This window comes from Acidisoma cellulosilyticum, assembly GCF_020621385.1.
In the GTDB taxonomy this organism is placed as follows: domain Bacteria; phylum Pseudomonadota; class Alphaproteobacteria; order Acetobacterales; family Acetobacteraceae; genus Acidisoma; species Acidisoma cellulosilyticum.
On record NZ_JAESVA010000003.1, the window covers coordinates 527,267 to 547,013 of the forward strand.

General features: G+C 65.6%; 20 protein-coding genes. 14 read left to right on the forward strand and 6 right to left on the reverse strand.

Going from position 1 to position 19,747, the window contains the following annotated elements:
- Positions 1-85: 85 nt before the first annotated feature.
- The gene (locus ACELLULO517_RS11275; RefSeq protein WP_227307461.1) at positions 86-1,207 is read left to right on the forward strand and encodes an AI-2E family transporter; all 1,122 of its coding nucleotides are present in this window, start codon (positions 86-88) and stop codon (positions 1,205-1,207) included.
- 149 nt (positions 1,208-1,356) lie between these two features.
- Here ACELLULO517_RS11275 and ACELLULO517_RS11280 read toward each other — a convergent pair whose 3' ends face one another.
- Positions 1,357-2,466, reverse strand: coding sequence for an S-(hydroxymethyl)glutathione dehydrogenase/class III alcohol dehydrogenase (locus ACELLULO517_RS11280; RefSeq protein ID WP_227307462.1), 1,110 nt, complete (start codon positions 2,464-2,466; stop codon positions 1,357-1,359).
- Between the two features lie 11 nt (positions 2,467-2,477).
- Positions 2,478-3,590 (reverse strand): A/G-specific adenine glycosylase, encoded by a 1,113-nt coding sequence (locus ACELLULO517_RS11285; RefSeq protein ID WP_319796426.1) that lies wholly within the window; start codon positions 3,588-3,590, stop codon positions 2,478-2,480.
- A 37-nt stretch (positions 3,591-3,627) separates the two neighbouring features.
- Between ACELLULO517_RS11285 and ACELLULO517_RS11290 the strand changes: the two genes are divergently transcribed.
- From ACELLULO517_RS11290 to ACELLULO517_RS11335, 10 genes are all read left to right on the forward strand, one after another.
- Complete coding sequence (locus tag ACELLULO517_RS11290) at positions 3,628-4,146, forward strand: DciA family protein (RefSeq protein WP_227307464.1); 519 nt, start codon at positions 3,628-3,630, stop codon at positions 4,144-4,146.
- Positions 4,147-4,233: 87 nt separating this feature from the next.
- On the forward strand, positions 4,234-4,860 hold the full coding sequence (locus ACELLULO517_RS11295; RefSeq protein ID WP_227307465.1) for a thioredoxin domain-containing protein: 627 nt from the start codon (positions 4,234-4,236) through the stop codon (positions 4,858-4,860).
- A 6-nt stretch (positions 4,861-4,866) separates the two neighbouring features.
- Positions 4,867-8,340, forward strand: a complete 3,474-nt coding sequence (locus ACELLULO517_RS11300) for a chromosome segregation SMC family protein (RefSeq protein WP_227307466.1) — start codon at positions 4,867-4,869, stop codon at positions 8,338-8,340.
- Positions 8,341-8,444: 104 nt separating this feature from the next.
- Entirely contained in the window at positions 8,445-9,224 is a 780-nt protein-coding gene (locus ACELLULO517_RS11305; RefSeq protein WP_227307467.1) for a malonic semialdehyde reductase, read from the forward strand.
- An 85-nt stretch (positions 9,225-9,309) separates the two neighbouring features.
- A complete protein-coding gene (gene aroQ / locus ACELLULO517_RS11310; RefSeq protein ID WP_227307468.1) occupies positions 9,310-9,759 on the forward strand; it encodes a type II 3-dehydroquinate dehydratase in 450 nt (149 codons plus the stop codon).
- Complete coding sequence (gene accB, locus ACELLULO517_RS11315) at positions 9,756-10,220, forward strand: acetyl-CoA carboxylase biotin carboxyl carrier protein (RefSeq protein ID WP_227307469.1); 465 nt, start codon at positions 9,756-9,758, stop codon at positions 10,218-10,220. Before aroQ ends, accB begins: the two co-directional genes overlap by 4 nt.
- Positions 10,221-10,225: 5 nt before the next feature.
- Positions 10,226-11,569, forward strand: coding sequence for an acetyl-CoA carboxylase biotin carboxylase subunit (accC, locus tag ACELLULO517_RS11320; protein ID WP_227307470.1), 1,344 nt, complete (start codon positions 10,226-10,228; stop codon positions 11,567-11,569).
- A gap of 23 nt (positions 11,570-11,592) precedes the next feature.
- The gene (locus ACELLULO517_RS11325; RefSeq protein WP_227307471.1) at positions 11,593-12,219 is read left to right on the forward strand and encodes a hypothetical protein; all 627 of its coding nucleotides are present in this window, start codon (positions 11,593-11,595) and stop codon (positions 12,217-12,219) included.
- A 129-nt stretch (positions 12,220-12,348) separates the two neighbouring features.
- Positions 12,349-13,893, forward strand: coding sequence for a UxaA family hydrolase (locus tag ACELLULO517_RS11330; protein ID WP_227307472.1), 1,545 nt, complete (start codon positions 12,349-12,351; stop codon positions 13,891-13,893).
- Positions 13,890-14,345, forward strand: coding sequence for an iron-sulfur cluster assembly scaffold protein (locus tag ACELLULO517_RS11335; protein WP_227307473.1), 456 nt, complete (start codon positions 13,890-13,892; stop codon positions 14,343-14,345). The genes ACELLULO517_RS11330 and ACELLULO517_RS11335 overlap by 4 nt, the downstream gene beginning before the upstream one ends.
- Positions 14,346-14,552: 207 nt before the next feature.
- Here ACELLULO517_RS11335 and ACELLULO517_RS11340 read toward each other — a convergent pair whose 3' ends face one another.
- Positions 14,553-15,005, reverse strand: a complete 453-nt coding sequence (locus tag ACELLULO517_RS11340; RefSeq protein ID WP_227307474.1) for an RrF2 family transcriptional regulator — start codon at positions 15,003-15,005, stop codon at positions 14,553-14,555.
- A gap of 158 nt (positions 15,006-15,163) precedes the next feature.
- Between ACELLULO517_RS11340 and cysK the strand changes: the two genes are divergently transcribed.
- The 3 genes from cysK to ACELLULO517_RS11355 all read left to right on the forward strand — a co-directional run bounded on the left by cysK (position 15,164) and on the right by ACELLULO517_RS11355 (position 17,916).
- Positions 15,164-16,114, forward strand: a complete 951-nt coding sequence (gene cysK / locus ACELLULO517_RS11345; RefSeq protein WP_227307691.1) for a cysteine synthase A — start codon at positions 15,164-15,166, stop codon at positions 16,112-16,114.
- Positions 16,115-16,261: 147 nt separating this feature from the next.
- Entirely contained in the window at positions 16,262-16,480 is a 219-nt protein-coding gene (locus ACELLULO517_RS11350) for a hypothetical protein (RefSeq protein WP_227307475.1), read from the forward strand.
- 149 nt (positions 16,481-16,629) lie between these two features.
- Entirely contained in the window at positions 16,630-17,916 is a 1,287-nt protein-coding gene (locus ACELLULO517_RS11355; protein ID WP_227307476.1) for a leucine-rich repeat-containing protein kinase family protein, read from the forward strand.
- Here the strand turns inward: ACELLULO517_RS11355 and ACELLULO517_RS11360 are convergent.
- The 3 genes from ACELLULO517_RS11360 to ACELLULO517_RS11370 are packed head-to-tail and all read right to left on the reverse strand — an operon-like array spanning position 17,911 to position 19,581.
- Complete coding sequence (locus ACELLULO517_RS11360; RefSeq protein ID WP_227307477.1) at positions 17,911-18,312, reverse strand: helix-turn-helix domain-containing protein; 402 nt, start codon at positions 18,310-18,312, stop codon at positions 17,911-17,913. The genes ACELLULO517_RS11355 and ACELLULO517_RS11360 overlap by 6 nt on opposite strands.
- Entirely contained in the window at positions 18,309-18,863 is a 555-nt protein-coding gene (locus ACELLULO517_RS11365; RefSeq protein ID WP_227307478.1) for a Smr/MutS family protein, read from the reverse strand. The genes ACELLULO517_RS11360 and ACELLULO517_RS11365 overlap by 4 nt, the downstream gene beginning before the upstream one ends.
- The gene (locus tag ACELLULO517_RS11370; RefSeq protein WP_227307479.1) at positions 18,841-19,581 is read right to left on the reverse strand and encodes a YggS family pyridoxal phosphate-dependent enzyme; all 741 of its coding nucleotides are present in this window, start codon (positions 19,579-19,581) and stop codon (positions 18,841-18,843) included. Before ACELLULO517_RS11370 ends, ACELLULO517_RS11365 begins: the two co-directional genes overlap by 23 nt.
- Between the last annotated feature and the right edge of the window lie 166 nt (positions 19,582-19,747).

The following is a 19,747-nucleotide window of genomic DNA, read 5'->3' on the forward strand; positions in this document are numbered from 1 at the left end:
ACGGAAAACCACGGTCTGACGTATCGCTGCAATATGCTGTAACAAGACGGCTCCCGCTCGCTTGGCCCAAAGGATTGCGCGCACCTTGACCGAACGATTGCTCATCTGGGTGCTGCTCGGCACGCTGATCGCCGGCTGTCTGGCCGTGCTGCAACCCTTCATCGCGGCCATCGCCTGGGCTGCGATCCTGACCTTCACGACCTGGCCGATCTTCCTTTGGCTGCGCGCGCGCCTGCACCTGTCGCGCGGTCTGGCGGCGCTCATCATGATCGTCATGATGGCACTCGTGATCCTGCTGCCGCTGGGGCTGATCGCACAGAGCGGGTTGCAGAACGCCGCGAATATCCGCCGCATGATCAATGAAGTGCTGATCTTCGGCCTGCCGCCCGCGCCCGGCTGGGTCGCCAATGTGCCGCTTTTCGGCACGACGGTGAGCGATCTCTGGAACCACTGGTCGGCAGATTTGGAAAGCCTGCGGGCGGCCGTTCACCCCTATCTCGGCATGGCGGCGAAAGAGGGCCTGCACATCCTGGTTTTGGCGACGGATGGCGTGGTCCGCATGGGCCTGGCTTTATTCATCGCCTTCTTTTTCTTCCTCTATGGCGACGGCCTTGCCCGCCATATCGGCAATATCCTGTTCCGTATCATCGGCGCGCAGGCGGACCGGCTGCTTGGCATCGTCGGCGCTACCGTGCGGGGCGCGGTCTACGGCATTCTCAGCACGGCGCTGGTGCAAGGGCTGATGCTGAGCCTCGGCCTTTGGGTCAGCGGTGTGCCGAACGCCGCCCCTCTGGCGCTGGCCGGTACCTTCTTCTCGCTCGTGCCCGGCGGCGGCGCGCTGATCTGGGTGCCGGCGGCGATCTGGCTGCTGAGTTCCGGCGACACCATCTCGGGCCTCGCTCTGGCCGCCTATTGCGGCATCGGCATCTCGATCGCCGATAGTTTCGTGCGCCCCTGGTTCATCGCGCGCGGCGCCCACCTGCCCTTCATCCTGACGCTGCTCGGTGTGCTGGGCGGGGCCTTGGCCTTCGGTATCCTGGGCGTGTTTCTGGGACCGGTGCTACTGGGCGTGGGCTTCATCCTCGCCGAGGAATTCTCGCGCGGGGCGCCGATCGCAAGCGCCACCGATATCGAGGCCGCCAGCCGGCGGGAAGCGCAGGCAGCGGCCAAGACCATCGCCGCGCTGCGCCGCAGCCGGGGCAGTTGACGAGGTCCATCACTATCAATCGTCTCACCATCAATCGTCATCCGCGCATTTATTGCGCGGACCTACCCCTCACGGCGCCCAAACACCGTCGCGGCGCCACAACGGGTAGATGCGCGGCATGAAGCCGCGCACGACAGTTAAAGTGGCAATCAGTACGTCACCACGGTGCGGATCGACTCGCCGCGCTTCATGAGATCGAAGCCTTCGTTGATCTGCTCGAAGGGCAGAACATGGGTGATGAGATCGTCGATATTGATCTTGCCGTCCATGTACCAGTCGACGATGCGCGGCACATCCGTCCGGCCGCGCGCGCCGCCGAAGGCCGTGCCCAGCCATTGCCGGCCGGTCACCAGCTGGAAGGGCCGCGTGCTGATCTCGGCACCCGCCGGCGCCACGCCGATAATGATGGACTTGCCCCAGCCGCGATGGGCGCATTCCAGCGCCTGGCGCATCACCTTCACATTGCCGATGCATTCGAAAGTGTAATCGGCCCCGCCCTTGGTCAGGCTGACGAGGTAAGGAACCAGATCGCCCTCGACCTCGGCCGGATTGACGTAATGCGTCATGCCGAATTTCTCGGCCATCGGCACGCGGCCGGGGTTGAGGTCCACGCCCACGATCATCTCAGCACCCGCAAGCCGCGCGCCCTGGACGACGTTCAGGCCGATGCCGCCGAGGCCGAAGACCACGACCTTCGCACCCGGCTCGACCTTCGCGGTGTTAATGACGGCGCCGATGCCGGTCGTCACGCCGCAACCGATGTAGCAGACCTTCTCGAAGGGCGCGTCCTCGCGGATTTTCGCGAGCGCAATCTCGGGCAGGACCGTGAAGTTCGAAAAGGTCGAAGTGCCCATGTAATGGTAGATCGGCTCACCGTCGCAGGAAAAGCGGGAGGAGCCGTCCGGCATCAGCCCCTGGCCCTGGGTCGAGCGGATGGCGACGCAGAGATTCGTCTTGCGGCTGAGGCAGTATTCGCACTGGCGGCATTCCGGCGTGTAGAGCGGAATCACATGATCGCCCTTCTTCAGGCTGGTGACGCCGGGGCCGATATCGACCACCACGCCCGCACCCTCATGGCCCAGAATGGAAGGGAAAATGCCTTCCGGGTCCGCGCCGGAGAGCGTGAACTCATCCGTATGGCAGATGCCGGTTGCCTTGATTTCAACCAGCACTTCGCCCGCGCGGGGGCCCTGCAGGTCGACGGTCTCGATGCTCAAAGGCTGCGCCTTGGCGCGGGCGACGGCGGCACGGGTCTTCATGGGTTCGCTCCCTAAACGAGAAGGTCGGCAGGATGATCGGCAGCAGGGCTTCCCTGCTTGAGCGTCTTTTGGCCCAAGGCCAGGCATTTGGCCATCAGACTCGGCAAGGCTTGCGCGTGAAGATCGCCAGCCGGACAAAGAAAACCTTGCCCGATCGCGCCTTCGGGGATTGTCACAAGCGACGCGCCATAGACATCGAGCAGCAATTCGAAATGCGTGAAGACATGACGCACGCTGCCGAGCTTGACCCAATGGGCCTGGGTCACCGGGGCCTGGGCCAAGGCATCCTGCCGGCTCCATGCCTCCGCTCGCCATGCGGTGCCGGGGATTTCCGCCATCCCGCCGAGCAGGCCTTTCGCCGGGCGGCGCCGCAGCAGCACATGCCCTTCGGCGTCCGACAGATGAAAATGCGCGCCATGGCGGCGCGGGCGCACCGCTTTCGGCGCCTTGCGCGGCAGGCTGGCCGCGATCCCCTTGCGATGCCCCTCGCATTCCGGCGCCCAAGGACAAAGCCCGCAGGCAGGCGAGGTGGTCGAACACAGCGTGGCACCCAGATCGAACAGCGCTTGCGCTGTATCGGACGGCGCGTCCCGCGCTTCCGTCTGCGCCATCAGCGCGGCCGCGCGCTCCCGGATCAGCGGTTTGGACTGGGGCAGCGGCGTCTCGATCGCCCAGACTCGGCTCATCACGCGGTCGACATTGCCGTCCACCGGCACCGCCGGCAGGCCGAAAGCGATGGCGCCCACGGCGGCGGCCGTATAGTCGCCAATGCCGGGCAGCGCCCTGAGACCGTCCAGGTCGGCCGGGAATTCGCCGCCCAGCTCCACCACCCGGCGGGCGCAGGCGAGCAGATTGCGGGCGCGGGCGTAGTAGCCAAGGCCCGCCCAGGCCGCCATCACCTTGTCATCCGGCGCTGCCGCCAGAGTCCTTACGGTTGGGAACAGGCTTAGGAAACGTTCATAATAGGGGATGACGGCGGTGACCGTCGTCTGTTGTAGCATGATCTCGGAGAGCCAGACCCGATAGGGATCGGCGGTCTCGCCAGGCTGCGCCCGCCAGGGCAGCGTCCTGCGATGCCGCGCATACCAATCGAGCAGGCGCGCGACAGAGGGTGAAGGCTGGATGGCTTTGGACGAGCGGGATGGCGGCACATCGAAGAAGATGACGCCAGCGGCGGCCGGTCGCAAGACGTCAGCGCCCGGCGCCGCGCCCGAAGCGCCGTCGCGCACCTATACCATGCGCCCGATCGGCGGTCTTATCGCGCGCGTCACCCAGCCGGGTTTCCGCCGCCGTGCGCCGGCGACCGCCCAGATCATGATGGATTGGGTGCAGATCATGGGGCCGGAATTCGGCGCCCGCACCCAGCCGCAGAAGTTTTCCGCCGGCACGCTGACCATCGCCTGCCAGGGACCGACGGCGATGGAGCTGCAGCACCTGACGCCGCAGCTCATCGCGCGGCTGAACAATCACATCGGGTCCTTCGGCGAGAATGCGCTCATCAAGCGTCTGCGCTTCGTGCAGCTGACCACCCTGCCCGCCTCCGCCCGGCCTGTCGCGCCCGTCCGCAAACCGCGACCCGCTGGTCCGCCGCCCGAGATTTCCGGCATCGAACCCGGCCCCCTGCATGATGCCTTGCAGCGTCTGGGGCTGGCGATTCGCATCCATCGGGGCGGGGGCTGAACACCCGTTCCTGCCACTATCCAGGACTGAATTATCGACAGTTAGTGGCTGATCTGCTATCCACCACAAGATATTGAAGGTTCCGTCATGCTGACACGTCGCTTTCTTGTAACAACCGGCGCCGCCGCCGTCGGTGCGCTGGCCTTGCCGCGCCTCGGCCATGCCGACAGCTTGCCCGCGACCGGCGTGCCGGCCACGGAAGGCCCGCGTTCCATCGGCTCACCGACCGCGCCAGTGACGGTCGAGGAGTTCTTCTCCCTCACCTGCACCCATTGCGCGCATTTCTCGATGACGACGATGCCGGACGTGATGGACAAGCTCGTGAAGCCGGGCAAGCTGCGCATGGTCTATCATGACTTCCCGCTCGACGCCGTGGCGCTGGAAGCCGCGATGATCGCGCGCTATCTTCCCGACGCGGAATATTACCCCTTCGTCACGGCCCTGTTCGCGAGCCAGGATACCTGGGCCTTTGCGCCGGGCGTGAACTACACGGATGAGCTTTGGAAAATGGCGGCCCTCGCCGGCATGAGCCGTGATACCTTCGACAAGGCGGTTGCCGACAGCGCACTCAAGAACTGGATTCAAACCCAGCAGGTCGCGGACGAAAAAATGTACAATATCGAAGCCACGCCCTCCTTCTTCATCAAGGGCAAAACCCAGGCCGGCGACATGGCATATAGCGATTTCGTCTCCGCCATCGGCCTGGCAGGCTAAGCGACCTTGCCCGCCCGGGTCGCCCGTCTACGCATCGCGGGGTTCAAAAGCTTCGCCGATTCGACCAGCGTCGAGATTTTGCCGGGCCTGACCGGCATCATCGGTCCGAACGGCTGCGGCAAATCCAATATCGTCGATGCGCTGCGATGGGCGATGGGTGAGGGCAATGCCCGCTCGCTGCGCGGCGGAGAGATGGATGACATCATCTTCGCCGGCACGACGACGCGCCCCTCCCGCAATATGGCGGAAGTTACCGTCACGCTGGAGGATGCGCTCGGCATCATTCCGCCGCCGCTGCATGAGCAGTCGGAGCTGGAGATTACCCGCAAGATCGAGCGCGGCGCGGGCAGTGGCTATCGCATCAACGGGCGCGAAATGCGCGCCCGCGACGTGCAGACGCTGTTCGCGGATATGGCGAGCGGCGCACGCAGCTGTGCCATGGTCGGCCAGGGCCGGGTCGCGGCCATCGTCAATGCCAAGCCGGAAGAGCGGCGGCAGATTCTGGAGGAGGCCGCCGGCATCGCTGGCCTCTCCGCCCGCCGGCATGAGGCCGAGCTGAAGCTCCGTGCGACGGAAGGCAATCTGCAACGCGCCGAGGATATGCGCGGGCAGGTGGAAATTCAGCTGCAGGGCCTGCAGCGTCAGGCCCGTCAGGCCGCCCGCTACCGCAATATTTCCGGCCTCATCCGCGCCAGCGAGGCCGAATTCCTGGCCATCCAGCATCTGCGGGTCGAGCGCGCCCGCGAAGCCGCGCGCCTCGCGCTGGATGAGGCGAAGATCAAAGCCGCGGAAGCGGCGGAAGCCAATCGCGTCGCCGAACAGGCGCATGGCCAGGGCCATGACATTCTCCCGGCGCTCCGCGCGGCGGAAGCCGAAGCCCGCACGGCGCTGGAACGCCAGCGCGTCGCCAGCGAACAACTGGCCGCCGAGGAAGCGCGCGCGAAAGCCGCCATCGGCGCCGCGACCCAACGTTTGGAGCAGGCGCTGCGCGATCTCGGCCGCGCCGAAGGCATGATGCGGGACGCGGCCGAGGCCGAACAGCGCCTGGGCGCCGAGGACGCGACCCTCGCCGCCGCGGAAGCCGAGGCCGAAGCGAAACTGGCCGAAGCCGTTGCTGCCATGACCCGCGCGGCCGAGGTCGCGCGTGACGCCGAAGCGACCGCCCAGGCCGCGACTGAACGCAATGCGGCGCTGACCGCGACCGCCCAGGCCATGACCGGCCGGCTGTCCCAGGCCGAGCAGCGCGCCCGCCGTGTCGGTGAGCAGGTGGCCCGCCTTTCGATCGAGCGGGATCGCCTGGCGCAGGACCTCATCGCGCCGGACAAGCTCGCCGAAGCGAAACAATCGGCCGAAACGGCCGAGGCCGCGCGCAAGGAAGCGGCCGCCCGGTTGGAAACTGCCGAACGCGGCCGCGTGACGGCACAGGCGGCGCTGACCAAGGCCCGCGAACAGGCCAATACGGCGGAAGCGGCAGCGACCAAACTCGGCGCCGAAATCCGCGCGCTGAACGAAGTGTTGAGCGTCGGCGGCACCCAGGGTGGTCCGCAGCTGGTCGATGAACTGACCGTGCCGGCCGGTCTGGAAGCGGCCCTTGGTGCGGCTTTCGGTGAGGAACTCAGCGCCTCCGCCGGCCGCGAAGCCGCGCGCTATTGGCGGGAATTGCCGCCCATCGACGGCAGCGCCGTCATGCCCGCAGGCTGCCAGCCGCTGGGCGAGGTGGTACAGGGTCCGCCCGCGCTCGCCCGGGCGCTCGCTCATATTCTTCTTGCCCCGGCCGACGCCGCCCCGGGTCTTCAGGCCGATTTGAAACCCGGCCAGATCATCGTCTCCGCCGAAGGTGGCGTCTGGCGTTGGGACGGCTATACCGTCCGCGCCGGCACGCCGACAGCCGCGACCGTGCGCCTGACCCAACGCAACCGCCTGCGCCGCCTGCGCGAAGATGGTGCGACCGCCGATCAGGCCACCAGTGAAGCGAAAGCCAAGCAGGAGGCCGCGCAGACGGCGGACCGCGCGACGGTCGCCGAGGAACAGGCCGCCCGCAACGCGCGTCGTGAAGCCGATCAGGCGGCCGAACGGCTGCGCAATACGGCCGCCGCCTTGGCCACCCGTGCCGCCGCCGCCGAACAGCGGCTGGCCGGTGTCGTCTCCCAATTGGAAGCCGCCCAGCCGGAAAAGACCGAGGCTGACGCGGCGCTGGCTGGCATTCGCGAGGAAGCCGCCGCCCTCCCCGATCTGTCCGCCATGCGCGCTGAGGTGGAGACCGCCCGCAGCGCGCTGCAACTGGCGCGGCGGGAGGAAGGCGACAGCCGCACCCGGCATGACGGGTTGACGCGCGACCGCGCGACCCGCGCCCAGCGGCGGCAGGCTTTGGCAAAGGAACGGGAGGGCTGGGCCGAACGCGCCGAGGCCGCCAAAACCCATAGCGCCGATCTCGATCAGCGGCGGCAGGACGCGGCCACGGACCACGCCGCCTTGGCCGCTGAGCCTGAGCGGCTGGCGACGGCGCGCGCCGCGCAGACATCCGAACTCGCGGAAGCCGGAACGGTGCATCAGCAGGCGGCCAGTCGCTTGAAGACGGCCGAGGACGAAGCCCGCGCCGCCGAAAAGGCTTCCCGCGCTGCCGAGACCGCTCAGGCCCTGACGCGCGAGAACCTCGTCCGCGCCGAAAGTGCCGTGGAACAGGCGAACCATGCCTGGGGCACGGTCGCCGAGCGCATTCTGGAACGGCTGGGCGCGGAGCCTGCTTTCCCCGAAATCACGGCCGAGCCGAGCCAGGAGAATGAGGACAAGGCCCGCCGCCGGTTTGAGCGTCTGACCAAGGAGCGGGACGAGATGGGTCCGGTGAACCTGCGGGCAGAGCTGGAATCCGAGGAGATCACCCGCCAGATCGAGCTGATCGATCGCGAAAAGGGTGACCTTGTCGCGGCCATCGCCAAGCTGCGCGGCTCGGTCGGGCATCTGAACCGCGAAGGCCGCGAACGACTGTCGACCGCCTTCGCGGAAATCGACAAGAACTTTCAGGCCTTCTATGCGCGCATGTTCGGCGGCGGTCGCGCCCATCTGGCCCTCGTCGGGTCCGATGATCCGCTGGAAGCCGGGCTCGAAATCTACGCCCAGCCGCTGGGCAAGAAACTCTCCACGCTATCCCTGCTGTCGGGCGGCGAGCAGGCGCTGACCGCGCTTTCCCTCATCTTCGCGGTCTTCCGCAGCAATCCGGCGCCGCTCGCGGTGCTGGATGAGGTCGATGCGCCGCTGGATGACGCGAATGTCGAGCGGCTTTGCACCTTGCTGAACGAAGTCGTGAAGGAAACCGGCACGCGCTTCATGGTCGTGACCCATCACCATCACACCATGGCGCGGATGGACCGGCTCTATGGCGTCACCATGATGGAACGCGGCGTCTCCCGCCTGCTGTCGGTCGATCTCAACCGTGCGGTCGCGATGACGGAGCAACCGCCGCCGCGTATGGCGGCAGAATAGTCGGATCGCGCATGGCGGCGGAATAATCTGCGCGCGCCGGGACGTTGATCGGATCGGGGCGCGTGCTATCAGTTCCCGGCGCTTAAGGCTTGGGGATCGGGCGAATGACGGACGTGACTGAGACGAACGAAAAGCTGACGACCGAAGACGCGGTGCCGGCTCACTTGCCCGCGGCCGCGGCGGCGCCCGACCACGACATGACGCTCGGCGAAAAACTCATCGCAGCCGATATCGCGATCCCCGAGGACGAAACACCCGCCGAGACGGTGGTTGCGGAACCGCCTGCGCCGAAAGTGTTTCCCTATGATCTGGAAAGCGCCGAACTCGCCCGCGCATTCCTTCATGCCCGCACGCCCAGCGCCTGGACCGACCGGCAGATCGACGAAGAGACCTATCGGCACCTTTACGACCTTGTGAAGCTGGGCCCGACCTCGGCCAATACCTCCCCCATGCGGCTGGTCTTCGTCCGCAGCCCGGAGGCGAAGGAACGTCTCCGCACCGCGCTGACGCCCGCCAATGTGGAAGCGGTGATGACAGCCCCCGTCACGGTGATCGTCGCCTTCGACCCGTCCTTTTATGATTTTCTGACGCGCCTTTATCCGCAGGCCGATGCCCGGCCCTGGTTCGCCTGGAATGACGAATTCTCCCAGGAAACCGCGATACGCAATAGCAGCCTGCAAGGCGGCTATCTGATCATGGCCGCGCGCCTGCTGGGTCTTGATTGCTGGCCGATGTCGGGCTTCGACAATGCGCGGGTCGATGCGCTGTTCCTGGACGGGCGCGGCTGGCGCTCCAATTTCCTGCTCGGCCTCGGCTATGCCGAGACCGTGGCCACGGCGCGGAACACGCGTCTTATGTTCGAAGAAACCTGCGAGGTCATCTGATTTCATGGCAGGGCGCTATGACATCGGCCAATGGGATCGGGGTTAGGCATTGGCCCCGCCCTTGGCCTATGCTAGCCCCCGTTCCATGACACTACCGCTCATCGCCGTTCTGAACGGCCCCAATCTGAATATGCTCGGCCTGCGTCAGCCCGAAGTCTATGGCTCGGCGACGCTGGACGATGTCGAGCAGCTTTGCGCCGAAACCGCCGAAGGCCTTGGTTTTGCGATCGATTTTCGCCAGACGAACAGCGAAGGCGAGCTGATATCCTGGGTGCAGGAATGCCGCGGCCGCGCCAGCGGCATCGTCATCAACCCGGCGGGGTTGAGCCATACCTCCATCTCCCTGATGGATGCGCTATTGTCAGCCGAACTCCCGGTCGTGGAAGTTCACATTTCTAATATCCATCGCCGTGAGCAATTCCGGCATCTCTCTTATATTTCCAAGATAGCAACGGGTGTGCTGTGCGGTTTCGGAACACATGGCTACGCCCTGGGTTTGATCGCGATGGCACGGATTCTGGAGGGCGGGCAATGAACCGGATGTCTTTTGATCCTGAGGATATTCGCGAGCTCGCGGCCATTCTCGACGAGACCGGCCTCAGCGAGATCGAGATCTCGGAAAAGGACCGCCGCATCCGTATCGTCCGCGCGGCAGCCCCCGTGACCTACGGTCTGGCGCCGGCCGCCGCAGCAGCAGCCCCGGTCGCCGCTGTCGTGCCGGTCGCGGCCCCCGTCGCGGCGCAGGCGCTCGATGCCAGCCATCCCGGTGCGGTCACCAGCCCCATGGTCGGCGTCGCCTATCTGTCGCCCGACCCGGAAAGCCCGAATTTCGTCTCCGTCGGCCAGCGCGTCGAAGCCGGCCAGACCCTGCTTCTGATCGAGGCCATGAAGACCTTCAATCAGATCAAGGCGCCGCGCGGCGGCACCGTTTCCCAGATCATCATCGGCAGCGGGGCACCGGTGGAATTTGGCGAAGTCCTGTTGATTCTGGACTGATCCAGATGTTCAAGAAAATCCTCATCGCGAATCGCGGCGAAATCGCGCTGCGCGTCCAGCGCGCCTGCCGCGAAATGGGCATCGCCTCCGTCGCCGTGCATTCCACGGCGGATGCGGATGCCATGCATGTCCGTCTCGCGGATGAGAGCGTCTGCATCGGACCGCCGGCCGCGCGCGACAGCTATCTGAACATCCCGGCGATCCTCTCCGCCGCCGCCATTACCGGCGCGGACGCCATCCATCCCGGCTACGGCTTCCTCAGCGAGAATGCGAGCTTCGCGGAAATCGTCGAGGCCCACGGCATCGCCTTCATCGGCCCGACCGCGCAGCATATCACCATGATGGGCGATAAGATCGCGGCCAAGGACGCCATGAGGCGCCTGGGCGTGCCGCTGGTGCCGGGGTCCGACGGCGCGCTCGCGACCCTCGCGGAAGCCGCCGAAGTCGCCGAACGCATCGGCTACCCCGTGCTCATCAAGGCCGCCGCCGGCGGTGGCGGGCGCGGCATGAAGGTCGCCCAGACCGCCGGTGAACTGGCGGAAGCCTGGCAGGTGGCGCGCACGGAATCCAAGGCCGCCTTCGGCAATGACGCCGTTTATATGGAAAAATACCTCGATAAGCCCCGGCATATCGAGATGCAGATCATGGCCGATTCCTACGGCGCGGTCGTGCATTTCGGGGAGCGTGACTGCTCCCTCCAGCGGCGCCACCAGAAGCTGCTGGAAGAAGCCGGTTCCCCGGCCCTGACGGCCGCCCAGCGCGATGCGTTGGGGGAGACGGTGACGACGGCGCTCAAGGGTCTCGGCTACCGCAATGCCGGCACGCTGGAATTCCTGTATCAGGACAACCAGTTCGCCTTCATCGAAATGAACACGCGTCTGCAGGTCGAGCATCCGGTGACGGAGATGGTCTGCAATGTCGATCTGGTGCGCGAGCAGATCCGCATCGCGGCCGGCGAGCCGCTGGGCTATGACCAGTCGGCGGTCAAATTCTCCGGCCATGCCATCGAAGTGCGCGTGACGGCCGAAGACCCGGATACCTTCATCCCCAATCCGGGCCTGATCACCACCTTCCACCCGCCGGGCGGCCTCGGCGTGCGCGTCGACAGCGCGCTCTACGGCGGCTATCGCGTGCCGCCCTATTACGATTCGATGATCGCCAAGCTGATCGTCCATGCGCCTGACCGCGCCCAGGCCATCGCGCGCATGCGCCGCGCGATCGACGAATTCGCGGTCATCGGCGTGAAGACCACCCTGCCACTGCATCGGCGCATTCTGGACGATCCCACCTTCCAGTCGGGCGAGTATACGATCCACTGGCTGGAGAAATTCGTCGCCGGCGAGGCATGAGGCAAAGGCCATGGCGGACAGGCTTGATCGCTTTCGGTCTTTGCCTGTTGCCCGTCATGGCCGCCGCTGATTTTTCCCTGGCCTGGCCGAATACCCAGGCCAATCGGACCGAGGCTGGCAATCGCCTCGCCCGTCTGCAGCAGGCGCTGTCGCAGGAGCCCAGCGCCACGCTGGTGCTGACACGCTGGTGCGCTGACTATCACCTCGCCCCTGTCCCGAAAATCATCGCCCTGCGGGTCGAAGGCCAGCCGAAAGCGGCCCCCGACAGCGTGCGGCATAACCTGCAACTCGCACCGGGCGAGGCGCTGGGCTATCGGCGGGTTCAGCTTTTCTGCGGCGATCACATTCTCTCGGATGCCGATAACTGGTACGTGCCGGATCGCCTGACGCCCGCCATGAACGGGCTGCTGGATCATACCGACACGCCCTTCGGTCTCGCCGTGCGCAGCCTGCATTTCCAGCGCCGGACCATCAGCAGCGAGCGGCTATGGGCGCCGCTGACCAGCCAGACCGGCGGCTCGCTCGCTATCCCCGAGCATGTGCTGCGCAATGTCGGCCTGCTGACAACCCCCGGCGGGCAACCCATATCGCAGGTCGTCGAAAGCTATACCGGGGCGGTGTTAGGAACGGCTCTCAATTCCGCCCCCTGATCGTCCGACCATTCGCATTTTGCCAATCTCGGACAGCGAATTGTGGGTAGCGCCTGCGCGGATCAAGGCGCAAGAATGGCCGATAAAATCAAATGATCAGTCCCGCAACAGGGGCTGGGGGACCCGACCATGCTGAACACGCTTTCGTCCACCATGCATCTCAACCTGCTCGACAATGTCGTCATCGCCCGTGTGGAAATCCCGCAAGGCACCAAGCTGCCGGACCGCGGGGTAACGGCGGGGCAGCGCATTCCGCGCGGCCACAAGATGGCGCTGACGGCTATTCCCAAGGGCGAACCGATCCTCCGCTACGGCCAGGTCATCGGCTTCGCCAAGGCGGATATCGCGCCCGGCGACCATATCCATGTCCATAACTGCGAAATCCATGAATTCGCGCGCGACCATGCCTTCGGCGTCGATGCGAAGCCCACCGTCTATATCCAGCCGCAGGCGACGTTTCAGGGCATCATCCGCGCCGACGGCCGGGTCGCGACCCGCAATTACATCGGCATCCTGACCTCGGTGAACTGCTCGGCCGGCACCGCGCGTTATGTGGCCGAAGCCTTCCGCCGCAATCCCTTCACCGGGGACCAGGGGCTGCTCGCGGACTATCCGAATATCGACGGGGTCGTGGCGCTGACCCACAAGACCGGCTGCGGCATGGCGATCGCGGGTGACGGCATGGATACGCTCCGCCGCACCATCGCGGGCTATGCAAGCCACGTGAATTTTGCCGCCGTGCTGATCATCGGCCTGGGCTGCGAAACGAACCAGATCGGCCCGATCATGCAAAGCCGCGGCATCCAGCCCAGCGCCAAGATGGCGACCATGATCATTCAGGAGACCGGTGGCGCCCGCAAGACGGTCGAGGCCGGCATCGCGAAGGTCTGCGAATTGCTGCCCGAGGCCAATGCCGTGACCCGCGTCACGGTCCCGGCCTCGCATCTCAATGTCGCCCTGCAATGCGGCGGGTCGGACAGCTTTTCGGGCCTCACAGCCAACCCCGCCCTTGGCTATGCCTCGGACCTCATCGTCCGCCACGGCGGGACAGTGGTACTGACCGAGACGACCGAGATCTATGGCGCCGAGCATCTGCTGACGCGCCGCGCCGTCTCGCCCGAAGTCGGCCAGAAGCTGCTCGACCGGCTGACCTGGTGGGAAGAATACACCCGCCGCAATGGCGGGGAGATCGATAACAACCCCTCCCCCGGCAACAAGGCCGGCGGCCTGACGAATATCGTCGAGAAGTCGCTCGGTGCTGTCGCCAAGGCCGGCACCACCAATCTTGTCGACGTGGTCGGCTATGCCGATCCGGTGACGGAGAAAGGTCTGGTCGTCATGGACGGGCCAGGCTTCGATCCGGTCTCGGCCACCGGCCAGATTGCGGGCGGGTGCAACGTGCTGTGCTTCACCACCGGTCGCGGCTCGGTCTTCGGCTGCAAGCCGACGCCGTCGCTCAAACTCGCGACCAATACGCCGCTCTATGATCGGCAGCCGGACGACATGGACATCAATTGTGGCACCATCGCAGACGGCGTGGAAACGGTGGAGGAATGCGGCCAGCGCATTTTCGAAACCATCCTGCGCATCGCGTCCGGCGAGCGCACCAAAAGCGAAGAGATCGGTTTTGGGGATGACGAATTCGCGCCCTGGCAGCTCGGGGCGACCGTGTGACGGCAGCCTCCACGATCAGGGCCTCCGCCGAGGACATCTACCAGGCGGTCATCATGGATCGGGCCAGGCGGCCGCGACATCAGCGGCTGCTGGTGGCTGCAGCCGTTGAAGCCGAGGCGCGCAATCCGCTCTGCGGCGACCGAGTTATGGTGCAGCTCTGTTTTTCCGAGGATGGCCGGGTCACGTCATTCGGCTATCGGGCGCGGGCCTGCGCCATCTGCTTGGCCGCGACCGATCTGATGGCGGAGATCCTTCCCGGCCTGGATGAAACCGGCATCGGCCAGGCTGCCTCGGCCTTCGAATCCGCGCTCCGGACCGGAGAGCGGATTCCGGCAGACAGTTCTATTGCGGCATTGACGCCCTTTGCGCCGCTGCATGACACGCCGTCGCGCATCCAATGTGCGCTGCTCGGCTGGCAGGCGGTCAGCGCCGCCCTCGCCCAGCGGCGATAGCAATCGCGACCGGCTGGCATCCGATCAAACCTGACGGAGACTAGAGTCTGTCAGGTTTTAATAGATAATCCGTCATCCGCGCACTTGTTGCGCGGACTGACCCGCCGCGGCGCCCAGACGGCCGTTTGCCTGCACGCCAGGGTAGATGCGCGGCATGAAGCCGCGCACGACAGATTTGGGAACGCTTCCGATCAAACCTGACGGAGACTAAATCGCGAAAACGATCGGCGCATGCGCCGGACGTTTCAGGCCCTGGGCCTGACCGCGCTGGATCAGCGATTCCAGCGTGACGCTTTTCAGATGCGTCTGCACATGCTGCTCAAGCTCGGTCCAGAGCGGTTCGACCACGCTGACCTGCAACTCGCCGCCCGCTTCCGTCTCGGCTTGATCGGTACCGTCGCCAGTGACGGCATCGACGATCTCGGCCAGGGTGATCTGTCGCGCGCTTTTGCCCAGGCGATAGCCGCCCTTGGGGCCGCGCGTGCTGTCCAACAGACCGGCCCGCGCCAGACCCTGCAATACCGGTTCGATGCCGCGCCTTGCCATGGAAAGTCGGTCCGCGATGTCGCCGGCACTTTCCAGACGCTGCCGACCGGCATACCACCCTATATCCAGCATTACCGCGACGGCGGTATAGGCACGTTCACGACGCATGAGCATGGGCTTGTCCCCATCCGACTCTCAGGCCAGATTAATTTCACTTCTACCAAGGGTTATATAGGCTGATGAGGGCGACCAAAGTAGAGGCTTCAGCGAAGCGCGTGAAAAATTCTGCCGAAAAACCTGCATCTCAGCTCAGCGTTCTGCCGCATCACCCGATGGCCGAGGCGCGTGGGCGCATTTTCGGCAGTATTCTGGATGCGATCGGCGGCACGCCGCTGGTGCGCCTGGCCCGCTTCGCGGAGCATGAGCGTCTGAATGCGGAAATTCTGCTCAAGATCGAATATCTCAACCCGCTCGGCTCGATCAAAGACCGCATCGGCCTTGCCATGGTAGAACAGGCCGAGCGCGAGGGGCTGCTGGTCCCGGGCGTGGGCCATATCGTGGAACCGACCTCGGGCAATACCGGCATCGCGCTGGCCTTCGTCGCCGCCGCCAAGGGGTATCGCCTGACCGTCGTCATGCCCGATTCCGCTTCCATCGAGCGGCAGAAGATGCTGCGCCTGATGGGCGCGACCGTTGAGCTGACACCGGCGCGCGAGGGCATGGCCGGCGCCATCGGCCGGGCGGACGCGATCGTCGCCAGCTCGCAGGATGCCTGGATGGCAAGGCAGTTCGACAATCCGGCCAATCCCGACATTCACCAGGCGACCACGGCCGAGGAACTCTGGACCGATTGCGGCGGCGAGATCGACATCCTGGTCGCCGGCGCCGGCACCGGCGGCACCATTACCGGCATCGCGCGCGCGCTGAAGCCAAGGCGCCCCGGCTTTCAGATCGTGGCCGTCGAACCAGCGGAAAGCGCCGTTCTCTCGGGCGACGATCCCGGCCCGCATGAAATCCAGGGCATCGGCCCCGGCTTCTGCCCCTCCATCCTCGATATGAGCCTGGTCGATCGTGTGATGCCGATTTCCGAGCGCGATGCGATGAAGACGGCACGTCTCTGTGCGCGGCTGGAAGGGATTCCCATCGGCATTTCCTCCGGCGCCACGCTGGCCGCTGCGATTCAGCTTGCCCGCGAACCCGTCAATAAAGGTCGCCGGATCGTGGCGATCGCCGCATCCTCGGCTGAGCGTTATCTGTCGACCAATCTTTTCAATGGTTTATAAAAATTCAAATCCTAGTATTTAAAAAGACATTAGTCGCTATAACGAATATGTGACGGAACTGCATGCCTGTTTGCTGCATTGCGCAATAGGCAAGCGGTTGGCTTGCGCATATGTTTCTCCTCAGAACAAATGCTGAGGAGCATACCCGTGACCACTCTCGCCCAATCCCAGAACCGTACCGTTGCACGCTTCCTGGCTGATGGCGTCCGGTCTCTCCGCGCGCGCTTCGACGCCCAGATGGCCGTCGTGGGTGAGCGCCGCCGCATCAGCCGCGAGCTCATGACCTATTCCGACGACGAGCTGGCCGAACTCGGCTTCAGCCGCTTCGACATCCCGGCGATCGCCAGCGGCTCCTACCGCCGCTAATTCTGACGCTCCTCGCGCCTTGGCTGGTCCGGATTGGGCCAGCCAAGCAGGAGCGTGACGGCTTGCCTTCTCCGCTTTGGCTCCGCTAAGGCCAAAGCCATGCTGGATCATCCAAAGACCGCTTGTCGCTGTCGCCGCATGACGCAGCCATGAGCCTTGCCGCTCTTCGCCGCGGCGATCTGGCCGGCGCGCGGGTCCTGCGGATCAACGAAGATCTGACGGAATTCCCGGACGAGATCTTCGGCCTCGCCGATACGCTCGAAATGCTTGATCTTTCCGGTAACCGGCTGACGACGCTGCCTGCCGATCTTGGCCGCCTGCATCGGCTGAAAATCTTTTTCGGATCGCGCAACCGCTTCGACATATTGCCGGCGGCGCTGGGTGACTGCCCCAGCCTCAGCCAGATCGGCTGCCGCGACGCGGGCCTCACGCACATCCCTGGCGAATCGCTACCGCCTGCGCTGCGCTGGCTAACCGTCACGGACAATGCGATCGCTGAGCTGCCCGCCGCTTTGGGGCAGCGGCCAGCGCTGCAAAAGCTACTGCTCTCCGGCAACCGGCTGCGGGCCTTGCCGGAAACGCTGAGCGCGGCCGGCAATCTCGAACTCCTCCGAATTTCGGCCAATGCTTTCGACGTTTGGCCAGGCTGGGTCGCGTCCCTGCCGCGCCTGGCCTGGCTGGCGATGGCCGGCAATCCCTATGACCCGCCGCGGCCGCCGGCTGAGCATCGGCAGATCCCCTGGTCCAGCCTCTCGGCATCATCGGTGCTCGGCGAAGGCGCGTCAGGCGTCGTGCATCGCATGCTCTGGAAAGCGGCCGACCCTGCGGCAGCACAGCCCGTCGCCGTGAAACTCTTCAAGGGCCGCATGACGAGCGACGGCGCGGCCTTGGACGAGATGGCGGCGATGCTGGCGATCGGCCAGCATCCGCATCTGACCGCCCCGCTCGGTGCGGTCACCGGCCACCCCGAGGGCGTGGACGGCCTGGTGATGCCGCTGCTGCCCGAAAGCTGGCGACCGCTGGCCGGTCCGCCGAGTTTTGAGACCTGTTCGCGGGATGTCTATGACCCGGCCTTGCGGCTTGACCGGGCTGCTGGCCTCCGGCTGGCATTGGGCGTCGCCGAAGCCACATCCCATCTCCATGCGCGCGGCCTGATCCATGGCGATCTCTACGCCCACAATATCCTGTGGGACGGTGAGCGGGGTGAGGCCGTGCTGAGTGATTTCGGCGCCGCCGCTTTCTGCCCGAGCGGCGCAAAACCAGCCGATCTCCAGCTTGTCGAAATGCGCGCCTGGGGCATTCTGGCGGCCGAGATCGCGGATCGCTGCACCGATGGCTTTCCGGCTTTGCAGGACATCGCCACGCGCTGCCAGCAACCTGACCTGACGACCCGACCGCTGATGGACGCGGTATGCGCCGACCTCCGCAGCCTATAGGCGCGAATTCGCGCGCCGGCGCAGACGTGGCTTGGGCAAGGGGGCAGTCGCATCCAGCAAGGCATGCATGGCCGCGATCGTTTCCGGCGACAGCCGATGGATCGTCTGGGCAAGCCTATTCGCCAAGGCCGTCTGTTCCGGCAGCAGCCCCGCCGTATTCACCGTCACACGCGGATGGGACAGCTTCGCGAGCCGCGCCAGTTCCTCCGCATCGTCCCAGATAAGACCGAAAAACTCGCAGACCTGATGAACCAGGCCCGCGCTCGGCCGCCCACGGCGGCCATGCTCCAAGGCCGAGAGATAGGCTGGTGAGACCTGAAGCTGAGCGGCCAGCTGCGCGAGTGTCACCTGCCGATCAGCCCTGAGCGCGCGCAACCTTGCCCCGAACGGTGTCATCTGATGCGTTTAAGCAGCAGCACGACCGCACCGGTATTGGCACGATGCGGATGAGCGGCCGCCAGAATGACGCTCCGGATATGCGGGAGATTGAGCCAATGCGGCAGTTCGCGCCGCAACACGCCGCCTTCGCCCGCGCCTCGGCCGGTGACGATCTCCACACAGCGCAGACCATCGGCCCGCGCCGACAGGATGAAACGCTCGAAGGCGGCGAAGGCGGGCTGCACCGTGCGGCCATGCAGGTCGAGTATCCGCTCGGGGCGCATCTGGCCGCGCCTTAGCTTATTCCAGGACGTCCCGTCCAACCCGCCGGCGAGCTTGCCGACTTCGATTTCGGGAATTTTCCATGTCGCGGCGGGCCGTCCGGCCGTCCGCATGATCACCGGTGACGCCGGCGGCGGCACCACGGCCGGCGCGTCAGGCTTGGCGGCCGCCGCGCGGGCTTCCTCCATCGCCCGCACCTGAGCCGGCCGCAAGGGCTTCGTCCCAATCACATGGGCGAAGTGCAGCCACTCGTTCCGCTCTTTGTCAGAGAGACGGCGTGGAGACATCGGCCGTTCCGGCTGCGGGGCGATGGCCGAAAATGGCCGTGCCGATGCGAACCTGCGTCGCCCCGCAGGCGATGGCCGCGGCGAAATCCCCGGACATGCCCATCGAGAGTTCGGCCAGGCCGTGGCGCTTCGCGCAGCCTTGCAGCCAAAGGAAATGCGGCTTGGGATCGCTTTCCGCCGGCGGGATGCACATCAGGCCGCGCAATCTGGCGCCGAAGCGCTGCTGCACGGACTCGATAAAGGAATCGGCCTCCGCCATCGCAACCCCACCTTTCTGCGCCTCGTCGCCGACATTCACCTGAACGAACAGATCCGGTAGACGCCCCTCGCGCTCGGCAGCCTCGGCGATGGCGTCCGCCAGCTTCGGCCGGTCCAGGGTCTCGATGACATCGGCGATCCGCACCGCGTTGCGCGCCTTATTGGTCTGCAATCCACCGATGATATGGAGACGGAATTCCGTCCGCTCGGCGCGCAGAGCCGCGAATTTGCCTGCGGCTTCCTGGACCCTGTTCTCCCCAAAGACGCGCTGCCCGGCCAGTATGGCCGCGCGCACGGCCGCTTCGGGGTGGAATTTCGACACTGCCACGAGGCTGACGGCCGCCGGATCGCGCCCGGCCGCCAATGCCGCCGCATCAAGCTCCCCGCGCATGCGGGTAAGGGATGCGGTGATCGCATGCCGGAGCGGTTCGAAATCAGAATCAGGGGAGTCTTGGGCCATAGGCACAGAATCCGCTCAACCGACGGCCAGGGTCAAGCACAGCCCCGTAACGAACTCCTTCCGTTGTCTCGGAACCTTAACACCAAGCTATCAATGCCCTGTGGCACTTAGCGCACACACCACTGTGACAAATTTGTTGGTCGTGGTTTTCGGTCGGTTTCCATAC

Coding starts and splice junctions, on each gene's coding strand:
- ACELLULO517_RS11365 (WP_227307478.1), bottom strand. CDS start 18,863: ATGTCTCCACGCCGTCTCTCTGACAAAGAGCGGAACGAGTGGCTGCAC.
- ACELLULO517_RS11340 (WP_227307474.1), bottom strand. CDS start 15,005: ATGCTCATGCGTCGTGAACGTGCCTATACCGCCGTCGCGGTAATGCTG.
- accB (WP_227307469.1), top strand. CDS start 9,756: ATGAACCGGATGTCTTTTGATCCTGAGGATATTCGCGAGCTCGCGGCC.
- accC (WP_227307470.1), top strand. CDS start 10,226: ATGTTCAAGAAAATCCTCATCGCGAATCGCGGCGAAATCGCGCTGCGC.
- ACELLULO517_RS11290 (WP_227307464.1), top strand. CDS start 3,628: ATGACGCCAGCGGCGGCCGGTCGCAAGACGTCAGCGCCCGGCGCCGCG.
- cysK (WP_227307691.1), top strand. CDS start 15,164: ATGGCCGAGGCGCGTGGGCGCATTTTCGGCAGTATTCTGGATGCGATC.
- ACELLULO517_RS11370 (WP_227307479.1), bottom strand. CDS start 19,581: ATGGCCCAAGACTCCCCTGATTCTGATTTCGAACCGCTCCGGCATGCG.
- ACELLULO517_RS11355 (WP_227307476.1), top strand. CDS start 16,630: ATGAGCCTTGCCGCTCTTCGCCGCGGCGATCTGGCCGGCGCGCGGGTC.
- aroQ (WP_227307468.1), top strand. CDS start 9,310: ATGACACTACCGCTCATCGCCGTTCTGAACGGCCCCAATCTGAATATG.
- ACELLULO517_RS11305 (WP_227307467.1), top strand. CDS start 8,445: ATGACGGACGTGACTGAGACGAACGAAAAGCTGACGACCGAAGACGCG.
- ACELLULO517_RS11360 (WP_227307477.1), bottom strand. CDS start 18,312: ATGACACCGTTCGGGGCAAGGTTGCGCGCGCTCAGGGCTGATCGGCAG.
- ACELLULO517_RS11295 (WP_227307465.1), top strand. CDS start 4,234: ATGCTGACACGTCGCTTTCTTGTAACAACCGGCGCCGCCGCCGTCGGT.
- ACELLULO517_RS11280 (WP_227307462.1), bottom strand. CDS start 2,466: ATGAAGACCCGTGCCGCCGTCGCCCGCGCCAAGGCGCAGCCTTTGAGC.
- ACELLULO517_RS11330 (WP_227307472.1), top strand. CDS start 12,349: ATGCTGAACACGCTTTCGTCCACCATGCATCTCAACCTGCTCGACAAT.